Origin of the sequence: Pseudoalteromonas sp. Z1A8 (assembly GCF_011378855.1) — a bacterium.
Taxonomy (GTDB): domain Bacteria; phylum Pseudomonadota; class Gammaproteobacteria; order Enterobacterales; family Alteromonadaceae; genus Pseudoalteromonas.
The window spans coordinates 12340-37832 of record NZ_WTLB01000015.1; the positions used below are offsets into that span (position 1 = coordinate 12340).

General features: G+C 38.7%; 21 protein-coding genes. 10 read left to right on the forward strand and 11 right to left on the reverse strand.

Translation table 11 applies throughout. The annotated features are described in order from the left end of the window. The first annotated feature begins 2 nt into the window (after positions 1-2). Both GQR55_RS07775 and GQR55_RS07780 read left to right on the forward strand, forming a co-directional pair. Positions 3-623 carry a peptidylprolyl isomerase gene (locus GQR55_RS07775; RefSeq protein ID WP_166420133.1) on the forward strand — a complete coding sequence of 207 codons (621 nt, stop codon included), beginning with the start codon at positions 3-5 and terminating at the stop codon, positions 621-623. A 50-nt stretch (positions 624-673) separates the two neighbouring features. Next, positions 674-2053 carry an MFS transporter gene (locus GQR55_RS07780; RefSeq protein ID WP_166420134.1) on the forward strand — a complete coding sequence of 460 codons (1380 nt, stop codon included), beginning with the start codon at positions 674-676 and terminating at the stop codon, positions 2051-2053. A 70-nt stretch (positions 2054-2123) separates the two neighbouring features. On the opposite strand, the gene GQR55_RS07785 is transcribed toward GQR55_RS07780, so the two are convergent. Continuing rightward, positions 2124-2363, reverse strand: coding sequence for a helix-turn-helix transcriptional regulator (locus GQR55_RS07785; protein ID WP_007584874.1), 240 nt, complete (start codon positions 2361-2363; stop codon positions 2124-2126). Positions 2364-2815: 452 nt separating this feature from the next. Between GQR55_RS07785 and GQR55_RS07790 the strand changes: the two genes are divergently transcribed. Continuing rightward, on the forward strand, positions 2816-3004 hold the full coding sequence (locus GQR55_RS07790; protein WP_166420135.1) for a hypothetical protein: 189 nt from the start codon (positions 2816-2818) through the stop codon (positions 3002-3004). Positions 3005-3052: 48 nt separating this feature from the next. Here the strand turns inward: GQR55_RS07790 and erpA are convergent, their stop codons facing one another. Next, the gene (gene erpA, locus GQR55_RS07795; RefSeq protein ID WP_002958911.1) at positions 3053-3391 is read right to left on the reverse strand and encodes an iron-sulfur cluster insertion protein ErpA; all 339 of its coding nucleotides are present in this window, start codon (positions 3389-3391) and stop codon (positions 3053-3055) included. Positions 3392-3713: 322 nt separating this feature from the next. Between erpA and GQR55_RS07800 the strand changes: the two genes are divergently transcribed. The 5 genes from GQR55_RS07800 (at position 3714) to GQR55_RS07820 (ending at position 10310) form a co-directional block, all read left to right on the forward strand. Then, complete coding sequence (locus tag GQR55_RS07800) at positions 3714-5396, forward strand: chloride channel protein (protein ID WP_166420136.1); 1683 nt, start codon at positions 3714-3716, stop codon at positions 5394-5396. Positions 5397-5411: 15 nt separating this feature from the next. Beyond that, positions 5412-5846: a CopD family protein gene (locus GQR55_RS07805; protein ID WP_166420137.1), complete on the forward strand. Its 435-nt coding sequence runs from the start codon at positions 5412-5414 to the stop codon at positions 5844-5846. Positions 5847-5960: 114 nt separating this feature from the next. After that, the gene (locus GQR55_RS07810; protein ID WP_008169702.1) at positions 5961-6977 is read left to right on the forward strand and encodes an aspartate carbamoyltransferase; all 1017 of its coding nucleotides are present in this window, start codon (positions 5961-5963) and stop codon (positions 6975-6977) included. A 33-nt stretch (positions 6978-7010) separates the two neighbouring features. Beyond that, positions 7011-8291, forward strand: coding sequence for a glutamate-1-semialdehyde 2,1-aminomutase (gene hemL / locus GQR55_RS07815; protein ID WP_166420138.1), 1281 nt, complete (start codon positions 7011-7013; stop codon positions 8289-8291). 177 nt (positions 8292-8468) lie between these two features. Then, the gene (locus tag GQR55_RS07820; protein WP_166420139.1) at positions 8469-10310 is read left to right on the forward strand and encodes a methyl-accepting chemotaxis protein; all 1842 of its coding nucleotides are present in this window, start codon (positions 8469-8471) and stop codon (positions 10308-10310) included. Between the two features lie 232 nt (positions 10311-10542). Here GQR55_RS07820 and mrcB read toward each other — a convergent pair whose 3' ends face one another. From mrcB to GQR55_RS07840, 4 genes are all read right to left on the reverse strand, one after another. Next, positions 10543-12885 (reverse strand): penicillin-binding protein 1B, encoded by a 2343-nt coding sequence (gene mrcB / locus GQR55_RS07825; RefSeq protein ID WP_166420140.1) that lies wholly within the window; start codon positions 12883-12885, stop codon positions 10543-10545. Positions 12886-13033: 148 nt separating this feature from the next. Then, entirely contained in the window at positions 13034-14263 is a 1230-nt protein-coding gene (locus GQR55_RS07830; RefSeq protein ID WP_166420141.1) for an ammonium transporter, read from the reverse strand. Between the two features lie 9 nt (positions 14264-14272). Next, positions 14273-14611 (reverse strand): P-II family nitrogen regulator, encoded by a 339-nt coding sequence (locus tag GQR55_RS07835; RefSeq protein ID WP_004587162.1) that lies wholly within the window; start codon positions 14609-14611, stop codon positions 14273-14275. 219 nt (positions 14612-14830) lie between these two features. After that, entirely contained in the window at positions 14831-16054 is a 1224-nt protein-coding gene (locus GQR55_RS07840; RefSeq protein WP_166420142.1) for a response regulator, read from the reverse strand. 366 nt (positions 16055-16420) lie between these two features. Here GQR55_RS07840 and GQR55_RS07845 point away from each other — a divergent pair, with 366 nt between their 5' ends. Continuing rightward, positions 16421-17938: a carboxypeptidase gene (locus GQR55_RS07845; RefSeq protein WP_166420143.1), complete on the forward strand. Its 1518-nt coding sequence runs from the start codon at positions 16421-16423 to the stop codon at positions 17936-17938. Positions 17939-17976: 38 nt separating this feature from the next. Here GQR55_RS07845 and GQR55_RS07850 read toward each other — a convergent pair whose 3' ends face one another. From GQR55_RS07850 to GQR55_RS07865, 4 genes are all read right to left on the reverse strand, one after another. Next, positions 17977-20208, reverse strand: a complete 2232-nt coding sequence (locus GQR55_RS07850; protein ID WP_166420144.1) for an ATP-binding protein — start codon at positions 20206-20208, stop codon at positions 17977-17979. Continuing rightward, the gene (locus GQR55_RS07855; RefSeq protein ID WP_166420145.1) at positions 20195-21004 is read right to left on the reverse strand and encodes a phosphate/phosphite/phosphonate ABC transporter substrate-binding protein; all 810 of its coding nucleotides are present in this window, start codon (positions 21002-21004) and stop codon (positions 20195-20197) included. Before GQR55_RS07855 ends, GQR55_RS07850 begins: the two co-directional genes overlap by 14 nt. Positions 21005-21091: 87 nt before the next feature. Then, on the reverse strand, positions 21092-21751 hold the full coding sequence (locus tag GQR55_RS07860) for an START domain-containing protein (RefSeq protein ID WP_166420146.1): 660 nt from the start codon (positions 21749-21751) through the stop codon (positions 21092-21094). Next, a complete protein-coding gene (locus GQR55_RS07865; protein ID WP_166420147.1) occupies positions 21752-23275 on the reverse strand; it encodes a CYTH and CHAD domain-containing protein in 1524 nt (507 codons plus the stop codon). A gap of 478 nt (positions 23276-23753) precedes the next feature. On the opposite strand from GQR55_RS07865, the gene GQR55_RS07870 reads away from it, so the two are divergent. After that, complete coding sequence (locus GQR55_RS07870) at positions 23754-24359, forward strand: TIGR04211 family SH3 domain-containing protein (RefSeq protein WP_166420148.1); 606 nt, start codon at positions 23754-23756, stop codon at positions 24357-24359. Between the two features lie 33 nt (positions 24360-24392). On the opposite strand, the gene GQR55_RS07875 is transcribed toward GQR55_RS07870, so the two are convergent. Beyond that, positions 24393-25454, reverse strand: coding sequence for a CNNM domain-containing protein (locus GQR55_RS07875; protein ID WP_166420149.1), 1062 nt, complete (start codon positions 25452-25454; stop codon positions 24393-24395). Positions 25455-25493: the final 39 nt, after the last annotated feature.

Here is a 25493-nt window from a genome sequence, read left to right on the forward strand (position 1 = left end):
CCATGAAACGACTTTTTTTAATCTGCTTAAGCTTATTTGTGAGTGTAAGTAGCTTTGCAGCCCAAGAAGGCCGCTTTGTTCAAAAAGATAATATTTTCCCGCGCGTCGAAATTGTAACGACTATGGGTAGTATTGTTGTTGAACTGGACCGTTCGAGAGCGCCTATTACGGTCAATAACTTTTTAACTTACGTGTCAGATAAAAGCTATCAAGGTAGTGTTTTTCATCGCATAGAACGTGATGTAGAAAATGACCGCGACTTTGTTATTCAAGGTGGTGGCTACGATAAAGATTACGACGGCCTACACGAAAACGATCCTATTTTTAATGAAAGCGGTAACGGTATGAAAAACGATATGTATAGCATTGCTATGGCGTATCAGGACCGTGAACCTCACTCTGGTACTCGTCAGTTCTTTTTTAATATGGATAACAACGATCACTTAAACCCAGGTAAAGATTGGGGTTTTGCCGTTTTTGGTAATGTGATGGAAGGCTACGAAACACTAGATAAAATTATGGCCGTAGAAACAGGCTTTAATGAAAAAATTGGTTACGATTTTGTACCTGTAAAACCAGTGGTTATTTTAAATATAAAAATGCTTGAGCAAGTCCCACTATAACTTTTTTAAGAGCAGCTTAGCTGCTCTGCATCAAAGCCAATGAAGGCCCTATGAGTAAATCTCTCTCTGTTAGCGAATATTTTTCTTATTTTAAAGACAAACGCTTAATCAATATTTTTATATTTGGTATGAGTAGCGGTTTTCCGTGGGTACTAATTGGCTCTGTAATGTCGGCTTGGTTAAAAGATGAAGGACTAAGTCGCAGTATGATTGGCCTATTCGGCATTGTATTTGGCGCTTACAGTATCAACTTTTTATGGTCGCCTTTAATCGATCGTACAAAACTCCCTATTTTATATAAATGGCTAGGTCAACGCCGCAGTTGGATACTATTTTGCCAAAGCTTTATTTTTATTGGCACCTTGTTACTAGCAGGGCTTGATTTAAAAGCTAATTTGGCACTTGTTGCTGCAATTTGTTTGTTAATCGCCATTGCTTCTGCCACGCAAGACATTGCAATTGACGCATTTAGAATAGACACCCTAAGCGAGAAAGAATCACACAAAGCAACCGCAGCGGCCGCGATGGCAACATCTGGTTGGTGGACAGGTTATGCACTTTTGGGCGCAATTCCATTTTATATGGCTGATATCCCCTCGCTCGACTGGCCACAAATTTATTACTTTTTAGCAGCCGTAATGCTGCTGCTAATGAGTGGAGCATTGTTTGCTAAAGAGCCTGAATCAAATCGCGAAGCCGTACATGCAGAGCTTGAACGTGTGTACCTTGAAAAACTGTCCTCTACAAAACAAACCCCTCTTACAAAAACTGTTGCGTGGCTCGCGGTAACCGTTATTGATCCCTTTAGAGCTTTTTTTACTAAAAATGGCGTTAAAACGGCACTGGCATTACTTGCGTTTATTTTCTTATTTAAAATAGGCGAAGCGTTTTTAGGGCGAATGTCGATTGTTTTTTATAAAGAAATTGGTTTTAGCAATAGCGATATAGCTACATTTTCAAAGGTAGGTACTGCCGTACTTACAATCATATTCACCTTTGTTGGCAGTTTATTTAATCAAAAATATGGCATTGTTAAGGGTTTATTTGTTAGTGGCATTGCGATGGCGGCCTCAAACTTAGCCTTTTCATGGATTGCTTTAGTTGGCCCTGATTTAAGGCTATATGCCTTTGCTATTGTTATTGATGGGTTTACGCAAGCATGGTCGCTGGTCGCTATGGTGGCCTTTATATCAATGCTATGCGACAGAGCATTTAGTGCAACACACTATGCATTACTAGCATCATTAGGGAATTTAGGACGAACATTACTTTCGAGCTACAGCGGTGTAGTGATTGATGATTGGTTAATGGGGAATTGGTCGCTGTTCTTTATTTTAACAGCTTTAATGGTTATACCTTCGCTAGTGTTTTTATATCTAATTAGGCATAAATTATATGAGCTTGAGAGGAATTATCATCAAAATATTTAATGCATCCCTGCATTAACATATTGCTTAGCACTATCAAGTGCCCCTTAAAGTGTACTAAGCAATTTTTGAGTTAATCTACTTTTAGCAAGCTAAGTGCTTCATGTGGATCAACTTCAAGAGCTGTACAATAGCGAACAAACTCAATTACATCTAAACGGCGTTCTTGATTTTCAATCTTGCCGATAAACGAATGAGGCGTTCCAAGCACTTGTGCTAGGCTTCGCATTGTATGACCCTTTTCGTGGCGCTTACTTTTAAGCCACTTTGTTAGCTTTGCATTTTCTTCAGAAGAAACTGTTTTGCCCATCATTTTACATCTCCTACTAGATGATTTGACGTACCTATTAAAGCAGTAGTCTCTATCAATAGCTGTAGGCAAGTAAGCAGTCATACTTACATTCAATAGCAAGCTATTGCTTAACAAAGCATGTGTTGCTACTCACTCCACCAATATAGCTAAAAGCACTACGCTAATAATGTGGTAAAGATTTATTTTTATTGAGAATGAAATTTTGCCCGTCTCATTCTTGGATACATTATATACTATTAACACTTTGGTTAAATAACTAATTACATACTCGGTACAAATATGAACACGAGTGAATATTTATAAACGCTGAATATTCACCTAAGTACTCAAAAAGTATTAATAAATTAACTCTTGGCTATAAAAAATTAAAATGAATTTTTATAACAATTTTGTTCCAATTTATCGTCACATGTTTATGATTAAGCAATAATTAGCACCAAAAAGGCCGAATAATGTTCAGACTTCTTTTTTTATTACCTATTGTATTATGCTTAGGTTGGTACTTTTTTTTGCGCAATAACGGCGTGCCGATTAAACAAGGCAAGAAAGGATTTATATACATTTTAGCGTTTTCTGCATTTGTACTTGGCTTTTTTGTATTAATAATGCAAATAACCGAATATGCACCAAGCGATTTGTAGGCATTAAAAAAGCCGCAAAAGCGGCTTTATTCTTTTAGCGTTTAGTTATTAAACGCTAAAGCTTGCACCACAACCACAGGTTGTTGTTGCATTAGGATTAGATACAAAAAAGCGTGCACCTTCTAATCCTTCAGTGTAGTCAACTTCACCGTCAACTAAATATTGAATGCTCATTGGATCGATAACTAGCGTTACACCATTTTTTACAATTTCTAAATCGCCAGGATTCGCTTTTTCATCAAAAGTAAAACCATATTGGAAACCCGAACAACCACCACCTGTTACGTAAACACGCAGTTTTAAATCTGGGTTTTCTTCTTCGTCGATTAACTGTTTAACACGAACAGCAGCTGCATCGCTGAACTTAATTGGTAATTCTTCAGACATTCTAAAACCCTCAATATCGCAATGGCGTGATTATCTAATACCCGAGTGTTTTAATCAAGTATAGTAAAACAACTCTTTACTCTAAGTTATACCTATAAATTAGTAAAAAAACGGCTAAACATTAGCTCACTAAAATAATACTTAAGCAAACTAAAAGCGACCCTTGTAAGCTATAAGTTCATTAAAAATTTTAGTTATAAATAATAGGGCTTAAACTTTACTGCAAATTGTTAATATAAGTTACGAAAAATTCAAAATCACAACGACTTAGCTGAACTCTTTTGCTAAAATGCTGCTGAAAAATGCGGCGAGGAAATAATGCATGTGGCTTGAGCAACTCAGACGTCGACTGGCAAAACCTAAAACATCTGTACAATTATGCTTATTAGGCGTAGTTGCCGGACTAATTGCTGCATTTTTTATTATTTTATTCCGCTTAACTATTTTATTTTTCCAAAGCTTATTTCTAGAAACGCCTGACGACTTTACGACCCTACCAACACTTGAACGTGTGCTAATGCCTTTAGTTGCTGCATTACTAATAGCCACGTTTGCTGCTTTTACTGGCTTTAAACATTACCGTTTAGGTATCCCTTTTGTTATACACAGAATTAAACGCCATTATGGGCAAATGCCTTTATATAATACGGTTAATCAATTTGTTGGTGGCGCACTTGCACTCATTAGCGGTTTTTCGGTTGGTCGAGAAGGGCCTTCCGTACATATGGGCGCTACGGGTGCGAGTATTTTAGCGGATAAACTGCATTTACCGCATAACGCCATGCGTACTTTAAGTGGTTGCGGCGTTGCAGCTGGTATAGCCGCTTCATTTAACACCCCGCTTGCAGCCGTTATTTTTGTAATGGAAGTGGTACTTCGTGAATATAAAGTACACATATTTGTGCCTATCATGCTTGCTGCTGTTACTGGCGCACTAGCTACACAGTTTGTATTTGGTGAAGGCTCTGAGCTTGCACTTATAACCATAGCGCCACTGAGTGGCTGGCATTATCCTTATTTAATACTATGCGGTATGGCACTGGGCGCTATTGCATTTAGCTTTAATCAAAATTTAATGCTAATTATTAAAACATTTAAACCTTTAAGTATGTTCCCTCGTTTATTAATTGCGGGCTGTATTGCCAGCTTAATAGCTTACGCGGTACCACATGCTATGGGCTCTGGTATGAGTGCAATTACTATCGCGGTTGAATCCCCTGATAACGTAAAACTGCTTACCACTATATTAATCGCTAAATTGCTTGCAACATTATTTGCTATTGGCTTAGGTATTCCGGGTGGTTTAATTGGCCCTGTTATTGGACTTGGCGTATTAATTGGTACATTAATGGCCTTTTTTGCTCAATATATTAGCCCTGGTACAGATATAGCCGGTACATACGGAGTTTTGGGCATGGCGGGGTTATTGGCAGCAACACTGCATGCACCACTTGCTGCATTAACAACAGTAATGGAGCTTACATCGTCACCGGAAATAATCGTTCCTGCGATGATAGTTATAACCACAGCCTATGTTACTGCCTTACAGTTTTTTGGAAATCGTTCCATATTTTTACAGCAATTAGATTTTCAAGGTTTGCCGTACCATGTGTCCCCTGCTACCGAAGCACTGCAAAAAGTGGGAATAATGGATGACATGGATGAAGACTTTAAATTACTTTACTCAGACGATAAAGAGCAAATAAAAAACACGCTAGATGCGATGGATAGTCAAACCCCGTTAATTGTTTTTGACGAAGAAAATGGCTACCGCCTCGCTGAGTACGATTTAACGCTAATGTCTGATGAAACAATAAATATAAACTACATTAGTTTGCAGGGCATCAGCAGCCAAGCCACTCTAGCCGATGCATTCGATATACTAAAAGATAAAAGAAGTGGCGCACTTTACGTTTATAACCTTTTAGATAATCAACAAATTATGGGGCTATTACGCTGGGATCAAATTCATCATATTTTAACCATTCGTAACAGCTTACTTTAAGTAATAAGGACTAGTATGAGCGCATTATTGATTTATAAAACACTCCACATATTTTTTATGATTGCGTGGTTTGCCGGTATTTTTTACTTACCACGGTTATTTGTATATCACGCAATGAGCGAAGAAAGGGCATGTAACTCTATGCTTAAAGTTATGGAGCGCAGACTACTTTATTTCGTAACCCCATTTGCTGTTTTAACGGCTGTATTTGGTGTATTAACCATTGTTGAATATGGTCGTGATTGGTTTAGATACAGTATGTGGCTACATTACAAACTTGTACTAGTAATTATTTTATACGTATACCACGGCTACTGTTTTAAGTTATTGAATGACTTTAAACATGACCGAAACACTAAAACAGACCGCTTTTACCGTATTTTTAATGAGCTTCCCGTTATTGCGCTGCTTATCATAGTGGCACTTGCTGTAATAAAACCTAATTTATAAGCGTTTCGGTGCATGTTAAACTGCGCCGCAATTTACAATACTTGTTATAACACGCGCGATTGCGTGCCCCATTTATGGATTATCGCGCCCATTTGATTGATTAGGAATAACCCCATGTTAAGTTTCCAAGGCGAACATATACTGTCTGTAAATCAGCTAGACAGAGACTGCATTGAACGTATTTTTGCAGTAGCTAAAAAAATGGAGCCTTATGCTAAAAAGCAAAAGCAAACAACGGTGCTTAAAGGCGCTATTTTAGCTAATTTGTTTTTTGAACCAAGCACTCGTACACGGGTTAGTTTTGGTACCGCCTTTAACTTACTCGGCGGTGGTGTACGTGAAACTACAGGTATGCAAAGCTCTGCCCTTGCAAAAGGTGAGTCACTTTACGATACTGCTCGAGTTATTTCAGCTTACGCTGATGCCGTAGCTATGCGCCACCCTGACGCTGGCTCAGTAAGTGAATTTGCTGACGGTTGTACCGTACCAGTAATTAACGGTGGTGACGGCCCAAATGAGCACCCTACTCAAGCCTTACTTGATTTATTAACCATTGAGCGTGAACTAAATCGCTTTGATCAAAATATTGATGGTATGCATATAGCACTTGTGGGTGATTTAAAATATGGCCGCACAGTGCATTCTTTATCAAAACTATTGTGCCATTACAAAAACGTAAAGTTTTCGATGGTAGCGCCAGACGGCCTACAAATGCCAACGAGCATTTTAGATGCCGTAGAAAATGCAGGCCACAAAATTGAGCTAGTAAACAAGATGGAAGGCAACTTAGCAGCCGATATTGTTTACCAAACACGTATTCAAGAAGAGCGTTTTCCTTCACAAGAAGAAGCAAATAAATACCGTGGCGGCTTTAGAATTAGCCAATCTATTTACAGCGCTCACTGCAAACCTAACTCAGTATTAATGCATCCTCTTCCACGCGATAGTCGCTTAGAAGCTAACGAGCTTGATAACGACTTAAACAGTAACGACAATTTAGCAATATTCCGCCAAGTACAAAATGGCGTATTAATTCGTATGGCACTGTTTGCTTTAACACTCGGCGTAGAAAACAAAGTCGATAAGTATGAAGTAGACGTACCTTGGTTTAGCCGCAAACGCGATAGCTAAACCCCTTTTTAGTAATAATTTATAGGATTTTTCATGACAATTAGCCAAGACTTATTTGAACGCGCTCAAGCTTCTATTCCTGGTGGCGTAAACTCGCCAGTACGTGCTTTTAATGGTGTAGGCGGTACGCCGCTATTTATTACAAAAGCAGAAGGCGCGTTTACATTTGATGCCGACGGTAATCGTTATATTGATTATGTTGGCTCTTGGGGGCCTATGATCATGGGCCATAACCACCCTGCAATTAAACAAGCCGTGCACGAAGCTGTAGAAAATGGCCTTAGCTATGGTGCACCAACTGAAGCCGAAATATTAATGGCTGAAAAAGTAAAAGAGCTGGTTCCATCAATCGAAAAAGTACGTATGGTTAGCTCAGGCACTGAAGCGACTATGAGTGCAATTCGTTTAGCACGTGGCTTTACCGGCCGCGATAAAATATTAAAATTTGAAGGTTGTTACCACGGCCATGCTGACTCGTTATTAGTTAAGGCAGGCTCTGGTGCACTAACAATGGGCGTACCTAATTCTCCAGGTATTCCTGAGGACTTTGCTAAGCATACACTTACGGTATCGTTTAATAACCTAGATGAAGTAAAAGCTATTTTTGCAAAATACGCTGACGAAATTGCCTGTATTATTGTAGAGCCAGTAGCCGGTAACATGAACTGCATTCCACCAGTGCCAGGCTTTTTAGAAGGTTTACGCGCAGTATGTGATGAATACAAGTCTGTGCTTATTTTTGATGAAGTAATGACGGGCTTTCGTGTTGCTCTTGGCGGCGCACAAGCTTATTACAACATTAAACCAGACCTTACGTGTTTAGGTAAAGTCATTGGCGGCGGCATGCCTGTTGGCGCATTTGGTGGTAAAACCGAAATAATGGATTACATTGCGCCTGTGGGTCCTGTTTACCAAGCGGGTACTCTTTCTGGTAACCCTATTGCGATGGCTGCAGGTTTAAAATCACTTGAGCTATTATGTGAGCCTGGTTTACACGATAAGTTAGAAGCGACGTCTAAAGCAATTTGTGAAGGCTTTGAAGCTGGCGCTAAAAAAGCAGGCATTGCATTAACAACTAATTATGCTGGCGGCATGTATGGATTCTTTTTTACTGATGCTGAAAAAGTAACGACATACAAACAAGCTACTGAATGCGATCTAGAGCGCTTCAAACGTTTTTTCCACCTTATGCTTGAAGAAGGTGTGTACCTTGCTCCATCAGCATTTGAAGCTGGTTTTGTATGTGCTGCGCATACTGAGCAAGAAGTAAAAGAAACAATAGCGGCAGCAGAACGCTCGTTTGCTAAACTTTAAGTTAAAATTACTTATTATATTTTATAAGCAATTGTTTTACGGTGCGTAATTAAGACTAAAGATTGAAAAAAGCCCGAAAGGGCTTTTTTTATTTGTAATGTACTATAAATGAATGATAATTAAGCATAACAAGGTCTATTCACCTTTACCCTAATTACAAAAATACAAGAGAGCCTTATGTCAGGATTACGTCAATTTTCTTTTCCCGCTATCCAGCTAATGGCAAATTTAAAATACAAAACTAAAATCAGCTTAATGTTTGGAATTTTACTCGTTCCTCTTGCACTTAGTTTGTTTTTTTTAGTCTCATTATTAAGTGACAGTATTACTGTTTCAAAAATGCAGCAACAAGGCTTAAAAGGCTACAGACCTATACTTTCAAACTTGATGCAAGGTGATATAAATCAAAATATAAAAATAGCCCGCTCACTCGGTTTTGATATAAAAAACGATCAAGAAAATGAAGTACTCGAACTTGTTTCTATTCAGTCAAACCTAGCCTTAGATAGTCAGTTAGCTAGTGCTTATGTAAACCGCTCTTTAGTTACCCCAATTCCTGCACTTATAATGCAAATAAACTCGACAGCGCAAAGCGCAAACACTGTTTTGGCAAGTAATCGTTTTACGCCAGATACATTTATAGCACTTTCAAATTTTAGTAAGTCACTTCCTTTATACGAAAAACAACTCGATAAAATACTTAATGTAGCCACCAATGCAGATAAATCAGTAAATAAAGCGCTCATGCCTTCGTTAACTAATTTACACAGTGCTGTTGGTGCATTCAAAAAAGCGATAGATGAAAAACTACTTGAGCCGGACGATATCCTATTAACTCAAGCAGAGTTTACTAAGCTAACAAGCAACGTTCACAGTAGTATTAATCAACTTGTTAGTAAGAGCATTCCAACACTTGAGAGCCTTATTGAAGCAAAACTGCAAACTCAACAGTGGACACGAAACCTTGTTTTAGCCGCTTCATTGATCAGTTTGTTATTTGCATTTTATTTGATGATTGGTTTTTATTTTGCAGTTGTTGATACCATTAATCGCTTTGCTGATGCAGCGAATAGAGCCGCGAATGGTGACTTAAATGCAACTATCGATTCGAGCACTAATGATGAAATGGGAATTATTGCATCGCGCTACAACGCATTACTTAACGCATTTTCACATTTATTATTTGATGTTAAAGCAAGTACAGAAGAGCTATGTGGTGCAACTAAATCGCTATCACATGCGAGTAGCCAAACAAGTAATGATGTTTCAAAACAGCAAATCCGAGTAAACGCTATTTATAATGCTTTAAGTGAAATGGCTCAAAACGCACTTGCAGTTGAAGAATCAGCGCACCAAGCAACACTTACCGCGCAAGATGCTGCAATGCATGTAAAACAAGGTTCAGACAATACAATGGAGCTTGCTAAATACATGCAAGACCTACAGATTGAATTTGCAGAAAGCCAGCAAGCACTCGATAAGCTAGCGCAAGATAGCCAAGAAATTAGCAAAGTTAGCAAAGGGATCAGTGAAATAGCCGATCAAACAAACTTGCTTGCACTTAATGCCGCTATTGAAGCCGCACGCGCTGGCGAGCATGGTCGTGGATTTGCCGTTGTAGCTGATGAGGTAAGAACACTTGCTCAGCGTACACAAACGCAAACCCAAGAAATTCACCAAATTATTAGTTCCTTACAACAGGCATCTGACGACACTCAGCAAAAAATGCGCTCAAGTGTTGAAAAAATGGAGCAATCAGTAAAAGCAGCCAACCAAACTAATGATGTATTGCAAAGTGCAGAACAAAGCATGGGTGATATTAAACATCAGGGTGAAGTTATTGCAGAGCGTGTTAAACAGCAGTCAAATGCGACAACACAAGCATTGAATGATTCGCAAGAGGTGAGTAATTTAGCAGATCAAACGCTAACATCAGCTCAATCAACGCTGCAAGATGCACAACAGCTAAGTCGCTTATCCGATGATTTAACTAAATCGATGCAGTTTTTTAAATCTTAATACCAATACGCTTAATTAAGTGATCTATTTTGAGGGAAGAAAATCGTGTCGATAACAAGGCAAAAATTTCGTTATTTAGTTGTTCTATATCAGAAATTTTTAACGTAGTTAACGTCAGATTTAACCCCTCAAATTGATTAAGTATTATTACGGATTGGTATAATTACGCTAACTATACTTTAAACAACAAAGCCGCTAAATAAGCGGCTTTGTTGTTTAAAGTAATCTTAAATTAACGAATACATTGTGGTCTTGGCTCGAACTCACTCGCTCTAAGCGGTAGCTGAATCACCTTGCCACATCCTGGTGGTGCCTGCTTACCCGTTTGTTCATTTACAAATGCCCAGCGAATTGATGGTGGACGCGTATCAGCTATTGCTTGTGGGTTAAGTGGCTTTAAGTAACGAATATACGCTTCTAATGCGCCTACGCTGCCTGTTAACCCCGTGCTTTTGTTGTCGTCTCGACCAAGCCACGCAACAGTCACTGTATTTTGATCAAAGCCTGCAAACCAACTATCACGTAAATCGTTACTAGTCCCTGTTTTACCTGCTAGTTGGATTGACGGGAAGTGTAAATTTAAGCGTTTAGCAGTGCCGTCTTTCGTTACGCGTTTCATCGCGTATTTAGTCATATACATTGCAGATTTATCAAAACGAGGCTCTGCATTTACTTTATGCTTATAAAGTACTTTACCAACCGAGTCAGTTAATGCCGAAATTGCAGTGAGCTTTTTATATTCGCCATCTGCAGCAATTGTCGTATAAAGCTGAGCAACTTCAAAACTCGACATTTCAACAGCCCCTAAAAGCAACGATGGGTATTCGTTTATCGCCCCTTTAGCGCCTAATCCTTTTAGTGTTTTCGCGACTTTATCAACACCTACATCGAGGCCTAAATTAACCGCTGGAATATTAATACTGTTACTAAATGCTTTATAAAGAGGGATTGCTCCACGGTATTTATGATCAAAATTTTCTGGTTGCCACACTTTTCCCTGCTCATTTGTAACCTGTACTGGCGAGTCATCAAGCAAAGTAGCTAAATTATAATGTGGTAATTGCAAGGCGGTTAAATACACAGCTGGTTTAACCAGCGAGCCGATATTACGTTTTGTATCTAAAACACGGTTAAACCCTGAATAACGAACATCGCGCCCTGCAACAAGTGCAGATACACCGCCCTTTTCTACATTAACAGATATCATGGCTGCTTCTAGTTTTTCGGTTCTAGGACGATTCTCCAGGTACGGTAAGCTCTTTTCAATAGACTCCTCCATTGCTGTTTGCTTTTGTAAGTCAAAATAAGTAAATACTCTTACGCCTGCATCAAGTGTTTGCTGATCTGGCAATAATTCATTTAGTTCTCTGTTTACTAACTCTAAATAACCTGGATATGATTTTTGTAAACTCGCTTTCATTGGCGCAATATCAATTGGGCGATTAAGCGATGCACGGTACTCTTTTGTGCTAAGTAGCTTGTTTTCAACCATAAGGCGAAGCACTAAGTCTCGGCGCTCCATTGTGCGCTCTTTATAACGACGTGGGTTGTAATAAGATGGACCTTTAACCATAGCCACCAGCAACGCAATTTGGTCGTATTCAAGCTCGTCTACCGGCTTTGAAAAATAAAACTCAGACGCAAGGCCCATGCCGTGCACACCTTGGTTGTATGACTGCCCTAGGTATACTTCATTTAAGTAAGCTTCTAATATTTGATCTTTTGAATAACGGTAATCTAAAATAAGGGCAATAAAGGCTTCATTTATTTTTCGTACTAAAGAACGCTCACGCGTTAGGTAAATGTTTTTAGCTAGTTGCTGAGTAAGTGTGCTGCCACCTTGAACGGTGCGCCCCGCTTTAATATTTGAATAAAGCGCGCGTAAAATAGAAAACACCGACACACCATGATGCTCATAAAAATTACGGTCTTCAACCACCAGCAGGGTATCTTTTAGCATTGCAGGAAACTTATCTAGCGGTACAAATTCTCTATCTTGTTTAGAGTCGTTACCAATACGCGCTATTTGCACAGGCTCTAGGCGAGCAGAGTTTAAGCGCCTACCAAACTTATCTTTAATGGTTGCAACTTTTTGCCCTGCAAAGCGAAGTTCAATAATATGTGATTTTTCAAGGCCATCATAAAATTCAAAATCACGACGGTAAATTTTAATGCTATCTGCTGTTTTAACAAACTGCCCTGTTCGGCTCAATCTATTAACGGATGAATAATTTAAACGCTCAAGTTCAAATACAACCTCTTGGCTTGATAAAAACTGCCCCGGATAAAACGCCATAGAACGAGCATACACTTGCGCTGGAAGCTGCCATTTATTGCCTTCAAATATACGTGTTGTTTTTGAGTCTAAATAAATAAAGTACATCGCCATAGCAATAAAAACGGCTAAGCTCAACTTCCAAAAAACCGACCATGTTTTTCTCATAAAAGAGCGTTTAACAGTGGTTTTAACTGTTTTTTTACTGCCCTTTGATGTGCTTTTTTTTGTCGTGCTTGACGATTTACTTGCACGTTTAGCTGCAGGTTTGCTGGTAGGTGTTTTTTTATTATCGGCCATTTAAGTGTAATTTATTCCAAGGGTTATTCACGAGAGTGAGCTTAGCATATAGGGCATAGCCTAACATCCGAAAAGTTAACCCCCCCTGAAACAAAAAAAGCTCTACCGAAATAGAGCTTTATGTAAACACACTATTATTTAAAAACTATTAGCTGTTTCGAACAGAAACAAACTCTGGGTAGGCTTCAATACCACAATCGTGTTGATCCATACCGTTTAGCTCTTCCTCTTCGGTTACTCGTATGCCCATTGTTTTGTTTAGCACAGTCCAAACAATAAATGATGCTACAAATACAAAGCCAACAATACAAAGTAGACCAATTAACTGATTAACAAAGCTTGCATCACCGTTGGTTAGTGGTACTAACATAATACCTAATGCGCCACATGAACCGTGAACAGAGATAGCACCCACTGGATCGTCAATCTTAACTTTATCAAGTGCTATGATGCTAAATATAACAAGTGCACCACCAAGTAGACCAAGTAAACATGCCATTAATGGTGAAGGCGAAAGTGGGTCTGCTGTTATAACAACTAAGCCAGCTAATGCACCATTTAATACCATAGTTAAATCTGATTTACCCCAAAGTACTTTACATACAAACAGTGCAGCAATAGCACCCATTGCAGCAGCAGCGTTGGTGTTAAGTAATATTTGACCTACCGCAGTGGCATTTTCTTTATCAGAAAGTAGTAATTGAGAGCCACCGTTAAAGCCAAACCAACCCATCCATAAAATAAATGTGCCTAGTGTAGCAAGTGGTAAGTTTGAACCTGGAATTGGGTATATTTCACCGTTCTTACCATATTTACCTTTACGAGCACCTAGGATTAATACACCTGCTAATGCTGCGGCTGCACCTGCGCCATGTACAATTGCAGAACCTGCAAAATCAACAAAGCCCATTTCAGATAAGAAACCACCACCCCATGTCCAGTAACCTTCAATAGGGTAAATAAAACCAGTTAGGATTACAGCAAAGCCTAGGAAAGCCCACAATTTCATACGCTCAGCAACAGCACCCGATACAATCGACATAGCCGTTGCAACAAATACTACCTGGAAGAAAAAGTCAGATTCTAAAGAATGGTCAGCATCAGCAGCTTGTGTGCCAATTAAAGCGCCTATTGAAGGAATAAAACCACCTTCGGCATTGTCTACATACATAATGTTGTAGCCAACTAATAAAAACATCGTACATGCAATTGAATACAGCGCGACATTTTTAGTTAAAATTTCAGCTGTGTTTTTAGAGCGAACTAAACCCGCTTCTAACATGGCAAAACCTGCTGCCATCCACATTACTAATATACCTGATATTAAAAAATAGAAGGTATCGAGTGAAAATTTTAGTTCTATTATTGTATTTTCCATGAGACCCCCTTAAATTGCTTCTTCGTCAAGTTCGCCAGTACGGATACGAACAATTTGATCTAAGTCGTATACGAAAATTTTACCGTCACCAATTTTACCCGTTGATGCAATTTTAGTGATTGCTTCCACAACGCGTTGACAGTTTTCAGTACGCGTTGCAATTTCAAGTTTGATCTTAGGAATAAAATCTACTTGGTATTCTGCACCACGATATAACTCAGTATGACCTCGTTGACGTCCAAAACCTTTGACATCAACTACTGTCATCCCCTCAATTCCTAAATCAGCGAGTGCTTCACGCACGTCATCTAATTTAAATGGTTTTATGATTGCACTAATCATTTTCATAGCGGCCCCCTCGGACTCTTTATTGTTATCCTGTTGGGTTAAACAATCCAACCTTTGTGCCACTATTTTTATACATTTAAAAACAATAAGTTAGTATAAGTCATAAACTCAACAACAAAAAAAACGCACCAATTAGGTGCGTTAATTTAACAAGTCAGCTACATTGGTGCGTGATATATCTATATATATTTATCGCGTACCTCGCTTTATTAAGAAAGGCTATACCACGCAGTTTCTACCTTGGCTTTTAGCTTCGTATAATGCTTTGTCAGCAACACGCATTGCCTGCGTTAAGCTAGTGTCTTGAAAGTCTGCCAAGCCTATACTTGTAGTAATTTTAATTGATTTATCGCTAATAGAAAAATCGTAACTAGCCAACTTTTTTCTAAATACTTCAAAATATTCGCGACCGCGTTCTAGCTCTATTTCAGGTAATATTATGGCAAACTCTTCTCCGCCAACGCGTGCAACCGTAAAGTTTGAAAATGTAGATCGTATTAAAGAACCAACCTGCTTTAAGGCTTGGTCGCCGCCTTCATGGCCGAACGTATCATTAATATTTTTGAAAAAATCGATATCAAGCAATGCAAGAGTATTTTTCTGATTTTTACCTTTAAGAAGCTTTTCTGCATATTGATAAAAATAGCGTCGGTTATGAAGCCCTGTTAAATGATCCCTATGTGCACTTTCCTTAATATCTGAAATCAGCGACAGCTGCTCCATTGTTTGAAGTACTCGACAATGAAACTCCTCATTCATAAATGGCTTTGTTAAAAAGTCATTAGCGCCGTATTTAATAAATCGCGCTGATAGGCCATGTTTCCCGGCACCCGACAAGCCAATAATCGCTAAGTCGTCTCGGCCTCTAAAATTACGCACCGCTTTAACCAGCTCAAAGCCATCCATAGAGGGCATAGCGTAGTCGGTCATAAGTAGCTTTATATCAGGATTAGCTTTTAATATTTCGAGTGCTTGTTGGCCGTCGTGAGCATCTGTTACATCGAACAATTGCTTTTCAAGCATTTGCTTCATTAACGAGCGACTCAGCATTGAATCATCCGCTATTAATGCCTTACAGCCTTGGTTTCTTAGTAATTGAGCAACGAGTTTTACAGCGTAGTGGTAAGAATCACGATTATCTTTAATAACATAATCAACAACACCTAATTCAAGCATTTGTTGGCGCTTGTATTCATCTATTTTGGAGGTTAAAACGACCGTCGGAATTTTTTTAGATAAAGTATATTTTGCAACTTCACCGTGCGGAGCATCGGGCAGAGTTAAATCAACTAACGCAAGCGTATAATCGTGCTTTTCTACATAGGTTGCGCATTCAGCTAAAGACCAGGCAAAATCAATTGCTACATCAAGGTATTGTGCAGTTAAGTGTCGAAGTACCTGCTGGACTACTTTACTGTCTTCAACCACTAATACTCTTTGCATAAAGCTTCTCTTTACCTTTAATTAATTTAGTAACAAAACAATAAATACAACGCTATTACGGTAATAGCATTTGTCTATAAACATCCGGTGTAGAGTGCACTGATGTGCTTGAAAGCGTAATCCATTAGATTTTATTAGTGATAGCTTGTATATAAAATCAATACAAGCAGGCCCGCAATATACCTGAATTTTGTAATTAACTAAATAAAGAAACCAAATTCAAAATAACTATGAAAGTGATAAATGCCCGTCTCTAAGCGCATTTATATTTTACTTAACTAGTATTATCGGCAACTAGTCTCAATACTTTTGTTATTTAACTCATTAATGTCTTTAATGGTGTATCAACAATAATAAGGACACCTAATGAAGCTTAGTCGTATTATCAGTTTACCGATAACCGTTATTGCATTAATAATTAGTACAAGCACACTTGCCGATAACCAGCGTCGTATTGATGTAGATAGCAAAGTAGTTACCCAACATAAAGCTAAAATTAATGGCCAACGCTTTAATTATACCGTAGCCACAGGCACACAACCTGTATGGGATGATAAAGGCGACGCAGTTGCGACGCTGCAATACACCTATTATACCCGCGACAAAGTTGACGACAGAACAACTCGTCCATTACTTATTTCGTTTAATGGCGGGCCTGGTTCGGCCTCCGTATGGATGCACCTTGCCTATACTGGCCCTCGCGTATTAAAAATTGATGACGAAGGCTATCCTATTCAACCTTATGGTGTAAAAGACAATCCATACTCTGTGCTTGATATTGCCGATATTGTTTACGTAAACCCAGTAAATACAGGCTACTCTCGCGTACTTGAAAACGACAAAGGCGAACTTCCTTCCAAAGCAAAACAAAAAGAGCTATTTTTTGGTGTTAATGCCGATATTAAATACCTTGCTGAGTGGCTAAATACCTTTGTAAATAGAGCAGAGCGCTGGCGCTCACCTAAGTTTTTAATTGGTGAAAGCTACGGTACAACACGCGTATCAGGCCTTGCTCATGAGCTTCAAAATAGTCAGTGGATGTATATAAACGGTGTTGTACTGGTATCACCTACCGATATTGGTATTAAGCGCGACGGCCCAATTAAAGCAGCTAACCGCCTACCTTACTTTGCAGCGACTGCTTGGTATCACAAAGCACTTAAAGCCGACTTACAAGCTAAAGACCTAGACGAGTTATTACCTGAAGTTGAAGAGTTTACTGTAAATGAGTTAATTCCAGCGCTTGCTAAAGGTGGTTTTATTAACGCTGATGAAAAACGTCGCATAATTACAAAGATGGCGCACTACGCAGGCTTATCAGAAAAATTTGTTGAGCAAAATAACTTAGATGTTCCAACTCAATTTTTCTGGAAAGAGCTACTACGTGAACGTGGTCAAACTGTGGGTCGCTTAGATTCTCGTTATTTAGGAATGGATAAACGCGACGCAGGTGAATCTCCTGACTACTGGGCTGAACTTACCTCATGGTTACACTCTTTTACTCCTGCAATTAATCATTATTTGCGTGAAGAGCTAAACTATAAAACAGACGTAAAATATAATTTATTTGGTAATGTTCATCCGTGGGATAGAACCGGTAACAATACGGGCGAAAACCTGCGCTTAGCAATGGCGCAAAACCCTTACTTAAACGTGATGATTCAATCAGGATACTTTGATGGTGCAACCAATTACTTTGACGCTAAATATACGTTATGGCAATTAGATCCAAGCGGTAAGATGAAAGATCGTTTGAGCTTTAAAGGCTACAGAAGTGGACACATGATGTACCTTCGCCATGCTGATTTAGAAAGCTCTAACAATGATTTACGTAACTTTATAGAGCACGCTTTACCTAAAGAAGGGCAAGCGGCTAAATATTAAAATATTGATAAATAAAATGGCTCTTTATGAGCCATTTTTTATGTGCGTTTTTCATATCTTAAGCAGTAACTTTTAAGCTGAGTAACAACATCGTTAAAGCAGGTCTCGAGACTTTGCATTTCATTGTTATCAATAGATTCATTTTCTGCATGCGTTTCAATCTGCTGACATATATCAGCCAGTTTAATAGCCCCTACCGATTTTGACGACGACTTTAAGGCATGTGCCTGAAAAGCTAAGTCAACATAGTTTTTGCTCTTGGCATACGCATTAGCCAATTTAATTTGCTCTCCTGCTGTTTGTAAAAACGCATTAAATACCATGCAGTGGACTGTTGGGTCATCACCAAGCATTGCTTTTAGCAGCGTAATATCGAGTTGGTCAAAACTATCTGAAGCTATACTTTCAGTATCTGGCTTTTCTGAGCATGTATTAACTATTGTTTGCGAATGTTCCATCAATAACGACTTTAATTTAACAAGCTCAATGGGTTTGGTTAAAAAGCCGTTCATTCCGCAACTATAACAATTATCTATATTGTTTTTGGTAATGTTGGCAGTAATTGCAATTATGATAAGTTCATCAAAACGGGTGTCTTCGCGTATTTTTTTAGCTAACCCTAACCCATCGAGTAAAGGCATTTGAATATCGGTTAGTAAAATATCGAAGTGTTTATTTTGCAGAGTTTCCCAGGCTTGTTCCCCATTACTTACAAAAGTAGAACACACTCCAAGCATGGTTAATTGCTGTTTTAATACTTGCTGATTTGTAACCTGATCTTCTGCCACTAAAACCTCAAGCGTAGGAAGAGTGACTGTATCTAAGCTTTGCTGTGTTATTTGAGGAGCTTGCACTTGTGCTGGCAAGTCCGCTTGATCGAAGCTGTTAAAGTTTAGTGTAAAACAAGAGCCTTTGTGCTGCTCACTTTGTGCATTTAAAGACCCCTGCATCCGCTCTACCAGTTGCTTAGTTATTACTAAACCAATACCTGTACCATTTACCTTACTGGTTTCAGCTCCTAAACGGTCAAAGGGTTTAAATAAGCGAGAAATATCATCTGGAGCAAATCCACATCCTGTATCTATTACATCTATTTCGCACTGTTTATTACTTAATACCCGGCAATTAATATTAATACTGCCGTTTGGTTTGTTGTATTTAATCGCATTTGAAAGCAAGTTAAGCATCACTTGTTTAAAGCGGCGCTGGTCAATATAAACCCTTAGCCCTTCTAAGGACTCAAACCCTTGTGTTTTCAACGTTATTGATTGTCCTTTAATAAGCTCAGTGACGAGCTCTACAGACTCCTCTAATACGCTTTTAATAGGCACATAAGAAAAACTAAACTGCATATTACCCGACTCAATAGCCGTTAAATCAAGTACATCGTCTATAAGTAATAATAGATGTTCCCCGGCTTGATAAATGCTTTTCGCGTTTTCTTTTTGTACTTTGTTTGCACTTTCATCATATCCATACAGCTGGGCTAAGCCCAAAATTGCATTTAATGGGGTTCTTAATTCGTGGCTCATACTGGCCATAAAGTCTGATTTAGCTTTACTTGCCGACTCTGCTTGAATACGTAATACATTCAATTTTTGATGGTTATTAGCAACCTCATCAACCATGTTATTAAATGCACTTATTACACTGCCCACTTCGTTTTGTTGCTGTTTATCTATATGGCAATCAAAGTCGCCTTTTGCTAAGCGTGAAAACCCCTGTTTTAGCGTCCTCAAAGGCGATGTAACCCTGTAATCCACCAGCCAAGCTAAGCCAATAAAAACAATAACTAAAATAATAAATTGTATATATATTAGGGTGTAATGAAGTTTTGAAGATTCGTTTATTTCATTCGTAAAATTAACAACCAAGCTAATATTAGCCAGCGGTTTATCTAAAAAAATCACTTGCTGAGATAACAACATATCGCCGTTTTCATTTGCTCCAACCCAATTATCAAGTGGGTAGAGCTGGTTTTTTGAATCAATATCAACAACTTTAATACTTTTCCAATTAGGCCGAGTTTGTAGTTGACTGTCTATTTCTTCATACAATTCTGCATACTGCCTAGTTAATAAGGGCGTAGTTATAGACGTTGATAGTTGAGCTAAAGAGCGCTGAGCAGCCTTCGACAAGTCATCGTTCACCCATCTAGCTTGCTCAGGCAGTGCATAAAATATGAAAAGACAGGCCATAAGCAAGCCACATATCAATACAACAATAAAGCTTTGTGCCCTTAAGCTACGAAACCCTCTAATTTTCAACATAAAATGAGCGCAGCCCCCATTGTGTTAGCTGCTGATATTCAGCTAAATTTGCAATACTAGGGTTAATAATCGGGATACCCTCAAGTAAATGCTTATGTTCTGGGCTTTGCCCAATGTCTAAAATAGCTTGTTGTACTTTTAACTGTATTGGAGGGTCAACCCTTGGGTGGGCTACAATTGGATGACGACTAATTTCACGTGTTTTATAAAGAATTTTAAGCTTACTTTGTAAACTTTCAGGCTGTTGCTTAAACGTACCCATTACGCCACCACCTGCCATTGTTGAGTGCAGTGCTACATTTAAATATACCGATGGGTGGGTTTGGACATATACAGGCTTTATGCTCAAGTCGTATAACAATGCTAAGTCAGCTCTCATTAATAATGACGCACCTAATGCATTAGGTGCAGGGAATGCTATTTCGGCGCCTTCAAGCTGACTTAAATTATCAATACCACTGTCTTTATTTACTACCAAAATACCTTGCAGCTTTCGCCCTGCATCTTTTATTAGTGGCAAATATCCCTGCTGCTCATATGCTATAACACTGTGCCATGGGTTCATATATGCAAAGTCGTACTCGCCGTTAGCAAAGGCTTTTTCAAATACTGGAATGGACTCAACTGTAATTAGTTTTATTGATACCCCTGTTTGCTTACTTACTTGCTCTAACAAAGGTTGCCAAATCGCGTTTAACTTTTGCGGCTCATATTGCGGCACTACACCAAAGGTATACTCTTGAGCAAATAAGAGTGAACTGTGCATAAAACATAATATAGCCACTAAATACTTCATCAATTCTCCAATTAATAGCGTGTCATTATTGCTTAAGCGTAGTTAAAGACTACTAAACACACCATAAAATTATTATGTATTCTATATTTAGCACTGACCGGCTTTGATTACAGGTAGTTTTGGAGTGTATTTTTTATGTGTGAGCATATGGTGCAAATTCATAAATGTGTTGTAAGTACTTTTCAATCCAACCTTATTGCTTAGCCAAGTAGGTATTGCCCCATCAGGCAAAGCATATATTTGGTATTCAATATCAAGGCGGCCTTTGTCCTCACTGAGTAGCCAGCGTGCATTTAAAGTAGTAATTCTTATAACACCATCATTTTGGGGCAGCTCATTAGGGCGAGCATTAATAAGCAATTGGCTCTTATTTGCAGTTAACTGTGAATAGCAAGAATGAGTAATGCTATCTCTAACAGGCCAAGGAGAATTAAAATAACTGTACACTAAATTTTCTGATGGGCTTATGTGCTTAATAATCTTTACCTGAGATACATTTTCGAGCCATTGGGGTGCAGCATCGGTATCGCTAAGTAACTCTAAAAACTCATTGGTAGATACATCTTTCACGCTCATCTGCGCTTTTACTTCAAAGGTATTATCACTGTGGCTTTGATAATACACACTTACGCCATTTTTGTTTTTATACAAATGCCATGTTGGCTCAGCGTAAGTGTTAAAACTAACTAATAAAAGAATAACGAATAAGCACTTTTGCAACTGAATTTTATTACAAAAGTGCATCATTTATTTTTGCCAGTAAGGTTCTATGTCCAATGAAGCCAAACGGCTTTGCTCCATGGCACTAACCAAATATTCAGACTTTTGCTCAAGCCATGATTGGATTTTAGCAAGCTGCTCATCTTCTTGCCCAGCGCATAACTGTTTTAAATACTCAAGCGTGCTTAACTCATAAATACCATGGGAAATATCAAGCCATGGTAATCTAAACTCTAGGCGTTCTTCTTTATCAAATAACGATCCTAAACAGTTACCACTCAGTAAACTATTTTCAAGTTGAGTGCGCAGGTTTAAATACGAAGCGACATCGAGCGTTTGCTCTTTTGGAAGTAATTCGTGTAGATTTTTCCAGTCTTTATTAAAAAGCCTACTCGCAATCGACGACACATTTTGCTCAGCTGCTTGAAGCTCTGTTTGCCCCCAGTCTTTACGCCATTGCTTATCGATTAACCAGGTAGTTAACGACAGTAATAAACGATTATAACGCGCACTATGAAACAGTGCATTTATATCGTCAATACTTGGCTGTAACTCTTTTAAATCACCAATTACTTGAGTAAGTGCTGGCGCTGCATTAATTTTTTTATAAAAAGCATGACGTTTAGACGTGTACGTTTTTAATTGAATCGCGTTTTCTACCCACGCTAATTCGCTTAATAACCATTTAAGCTCTGTACGTAAGTGATCTGTGCTTTCTTTGGATACTATATCGTCGTACAACCAAAAAGTATGACGAATTAAACTAATGCCGTCAGTTACGCGTTTAAGCGTTTTTAAGCTTGGCTTATCGAAATAGCATTGTTCGTGTTTTTGTACAAAACGAATACCAAAGTTCATGGCCTCAATTAAAGCGCGTTCTTGAGTCGTCGACTTTGGTAATTGAACAAAACCAATAGACTTACTCGGCGTTAAAGGTGTTTCATCAGCAAGACGATAACCACGAGCAGCCTTAGAATATAAACCTAAACGAATACAGTTTTGGCTAACAAGTACGTCCGCAAATGCAAATAACTCATTACGACTGCCCTCAACAAGCTCAATTTCAAGCTCGCTAATAATTTCAATTTTACCCGAAGCTGCAATTTCACCTTTATCGAGTACGACTTCAATTTTAGCGCCACTTTCGGTTTCAATTAACCAAGTACGACGAATAAAGTTAGTACTAAATATTGGATACAAGTTTTTTGAAATCGCACTTATTTGCATACCATGAGGCCAAATATCAGCATCAAACGCCATTAAATTAGGGCGACTTGATTCAATTGGTAAATTGTACTCAGGACGCTGATGCAAACCACCTACAACTTCACCGGCAAGCTTTATAGTTTGCTCACATTCGCTGTCAGAACAACGCGTTCTAAACCCAATATCAAGCGCTCTAAGCTCTCGGCTTGGCGTGTCATAGTATGCATTTTGTAAACTGCGTGACGGTTTATTCTTCACCGTTTTTGCAAATTGAGTAATTAATGAGGGGATCAGTGGAATAACGGCATCTGATACCAAAAATTTCAGTTCTATCTCAGTATCCATTCGGTTTGCGGATTACCTTTAAAATAAATAAGTGCTCAAAATAAACAAAGCGCCTTAACAATGCAAATTTTTTAGCCTTATTTAGGGCCTGTTGACCTTTCAGGATTAAAATTTGTTCAATCTAGGGGCGGTTTAATCTCGGCGCGAGGTTTGTAACCTAGTGGGCTAAGTAAAAACCGAGCAACAAAGAGTAAATTGTCCCTAGGTAGAACCCTTCGGGCAGCGCATGTTTGGTATTTATGCTACGTTATCGCCTATTTATGGGGAATAACCACACTACATAGGCCCTGCCTTGCCTAAATACCAAACAGTCTGCTGCAAATTCAACCTCGAAAAATAAACAGGCCCTAATACCTAAGCCTTAGCTGGGTTACAATATCAGTCTTGCTATTGAGCTATATAATCCATACTATCTAGCTACTTATGTGAAATAAAACCACGTTCATAACGGACACAGCTAGATCAACAAGGTAGATAAATGCTAAAACATTGTTTATTAGGGCTACTTTTAACAGCCGCCACATTTATGAGTTATGCACAAGAAGCACAACCTGCAAGTTCAACTAATGCAAACACCGCTTATATTATCGATAATCTATATACTTTTATGCGATCTGGTGCGAGTAAAAATTATCGACTACTCGGCTCTGTAGATGCGGGAACAAAGTTAACCTTGTTATCAAACGAAGAAAACGGCTTTATAAAAATTAAAGATGATAAAGACCGTGAAGGTTGGATAGAAACTAAGTTTATATCTAAAACGGCAGGCTTACACCAACAGTACAAAACACTAAGCAGTGAAATGAGCACCATGCAAGAAAAGCTACGCCAAGCTCAGGTAGAACTTCCGCAACTGCAAGAGCAAAACCAAACCTTAACTGATAAAAACCTACAGTTATCTGCTCAAATCACTAAACTTAAAACAACGCTAGAGCAAGAGCGTACTCAAAAAGAAGCAGCGAGTTCAAAAGAGAAACGCCAGCTACTTACTTACGGTGGTGCTATTGCATTTTTAGGCCTGTTTTTAGGTATTATTTTAACGATAGTGCTGTCGCGTCGTAAGCGCTACGAAGGTTGGGCGTAAGCCTTCCATATATCCGTTAAATACAAAAAGCCGCTATTGCGGCTTTTTGTTCTCTGTATTTTCATGCAATTCGAGCTTTGGTGCGCTCATACCTTTGAGCAATCGACCAAATATATCAGCGCCAGTAATAATGCGCTTTACATCACTCCACACCAATACCACATCGTGATCAATGGCCCCATCAAACGATTTATCTAAAGAATGACTAGCCCGTATTTTTAAAATCACTTCACTCAATCGCATCGCTTCGTCAGCAACAATTATAGGTCTGTGACAATAATGATACGGGTCAAATGTATCTGGCTCAAACAACGCTGAGCGTAAAAAGCCGTCTGCATCAACAACCAATAAAGGCCAACCATCTTCATTAGTAATGATCACCCAGTTGTAACCAGACTTATGTAGTTTTCGTAAAAACTCATTATCAGTCGTTAATGTAAGGTCTGGGAAAATAGGTAAATCGAGTTTAGTCGGCAGTGCAATAATAGAATCAGGATCAATTATCTCCCCTTCTTTAGTTACGCTTATTTCATCTAAACTAAAAAAGTTAAGCGCGCCTATACCCTCAACATGTTGAACATCAGCTTCTTCTGCTTCTATGTGTTTGCGAATAATACCTCTGAGCTCACTTTCAGCAAAGTACGTAATCCCCTCTTTACCTAACCATGCATCAAGTATTAAAGCGGTTGGTTTCGCAACTACATAAAACAGAATCTGATAAAACTTAATTAGCGGCGAAAGCAGGCTCGCCATTTTAAGTGCATTACGAGAAAAATAAGCTTGCGGCGTTATTTCACCAATAATAGTAATCGCAATGGTTGAGAATAAAAACGAACTAGCGCCCATTAATACCGAATCAGAAAGTAGCGTAAGCAGTACATTAATACCTACGTTACCCCATAAAATAGTCGATAATAAAAAGTTAGAGTCGTTTCGAAGAGCCATCACTTTTATGGCCGCTTCGTTCCCTTTTGTACTTTCCATTTCGAGCTGGAGTCTACTTAGTGAAAAAAATGCTAAGTTTAAGCCCGAAAATATTGCCGATTGTGAAATACACAAAGCAATTGCACACCAAATCATGACTTCAAAGGTCATTGTATTTTCCTGTTAGTAATACCAATTCACTTAATTAAG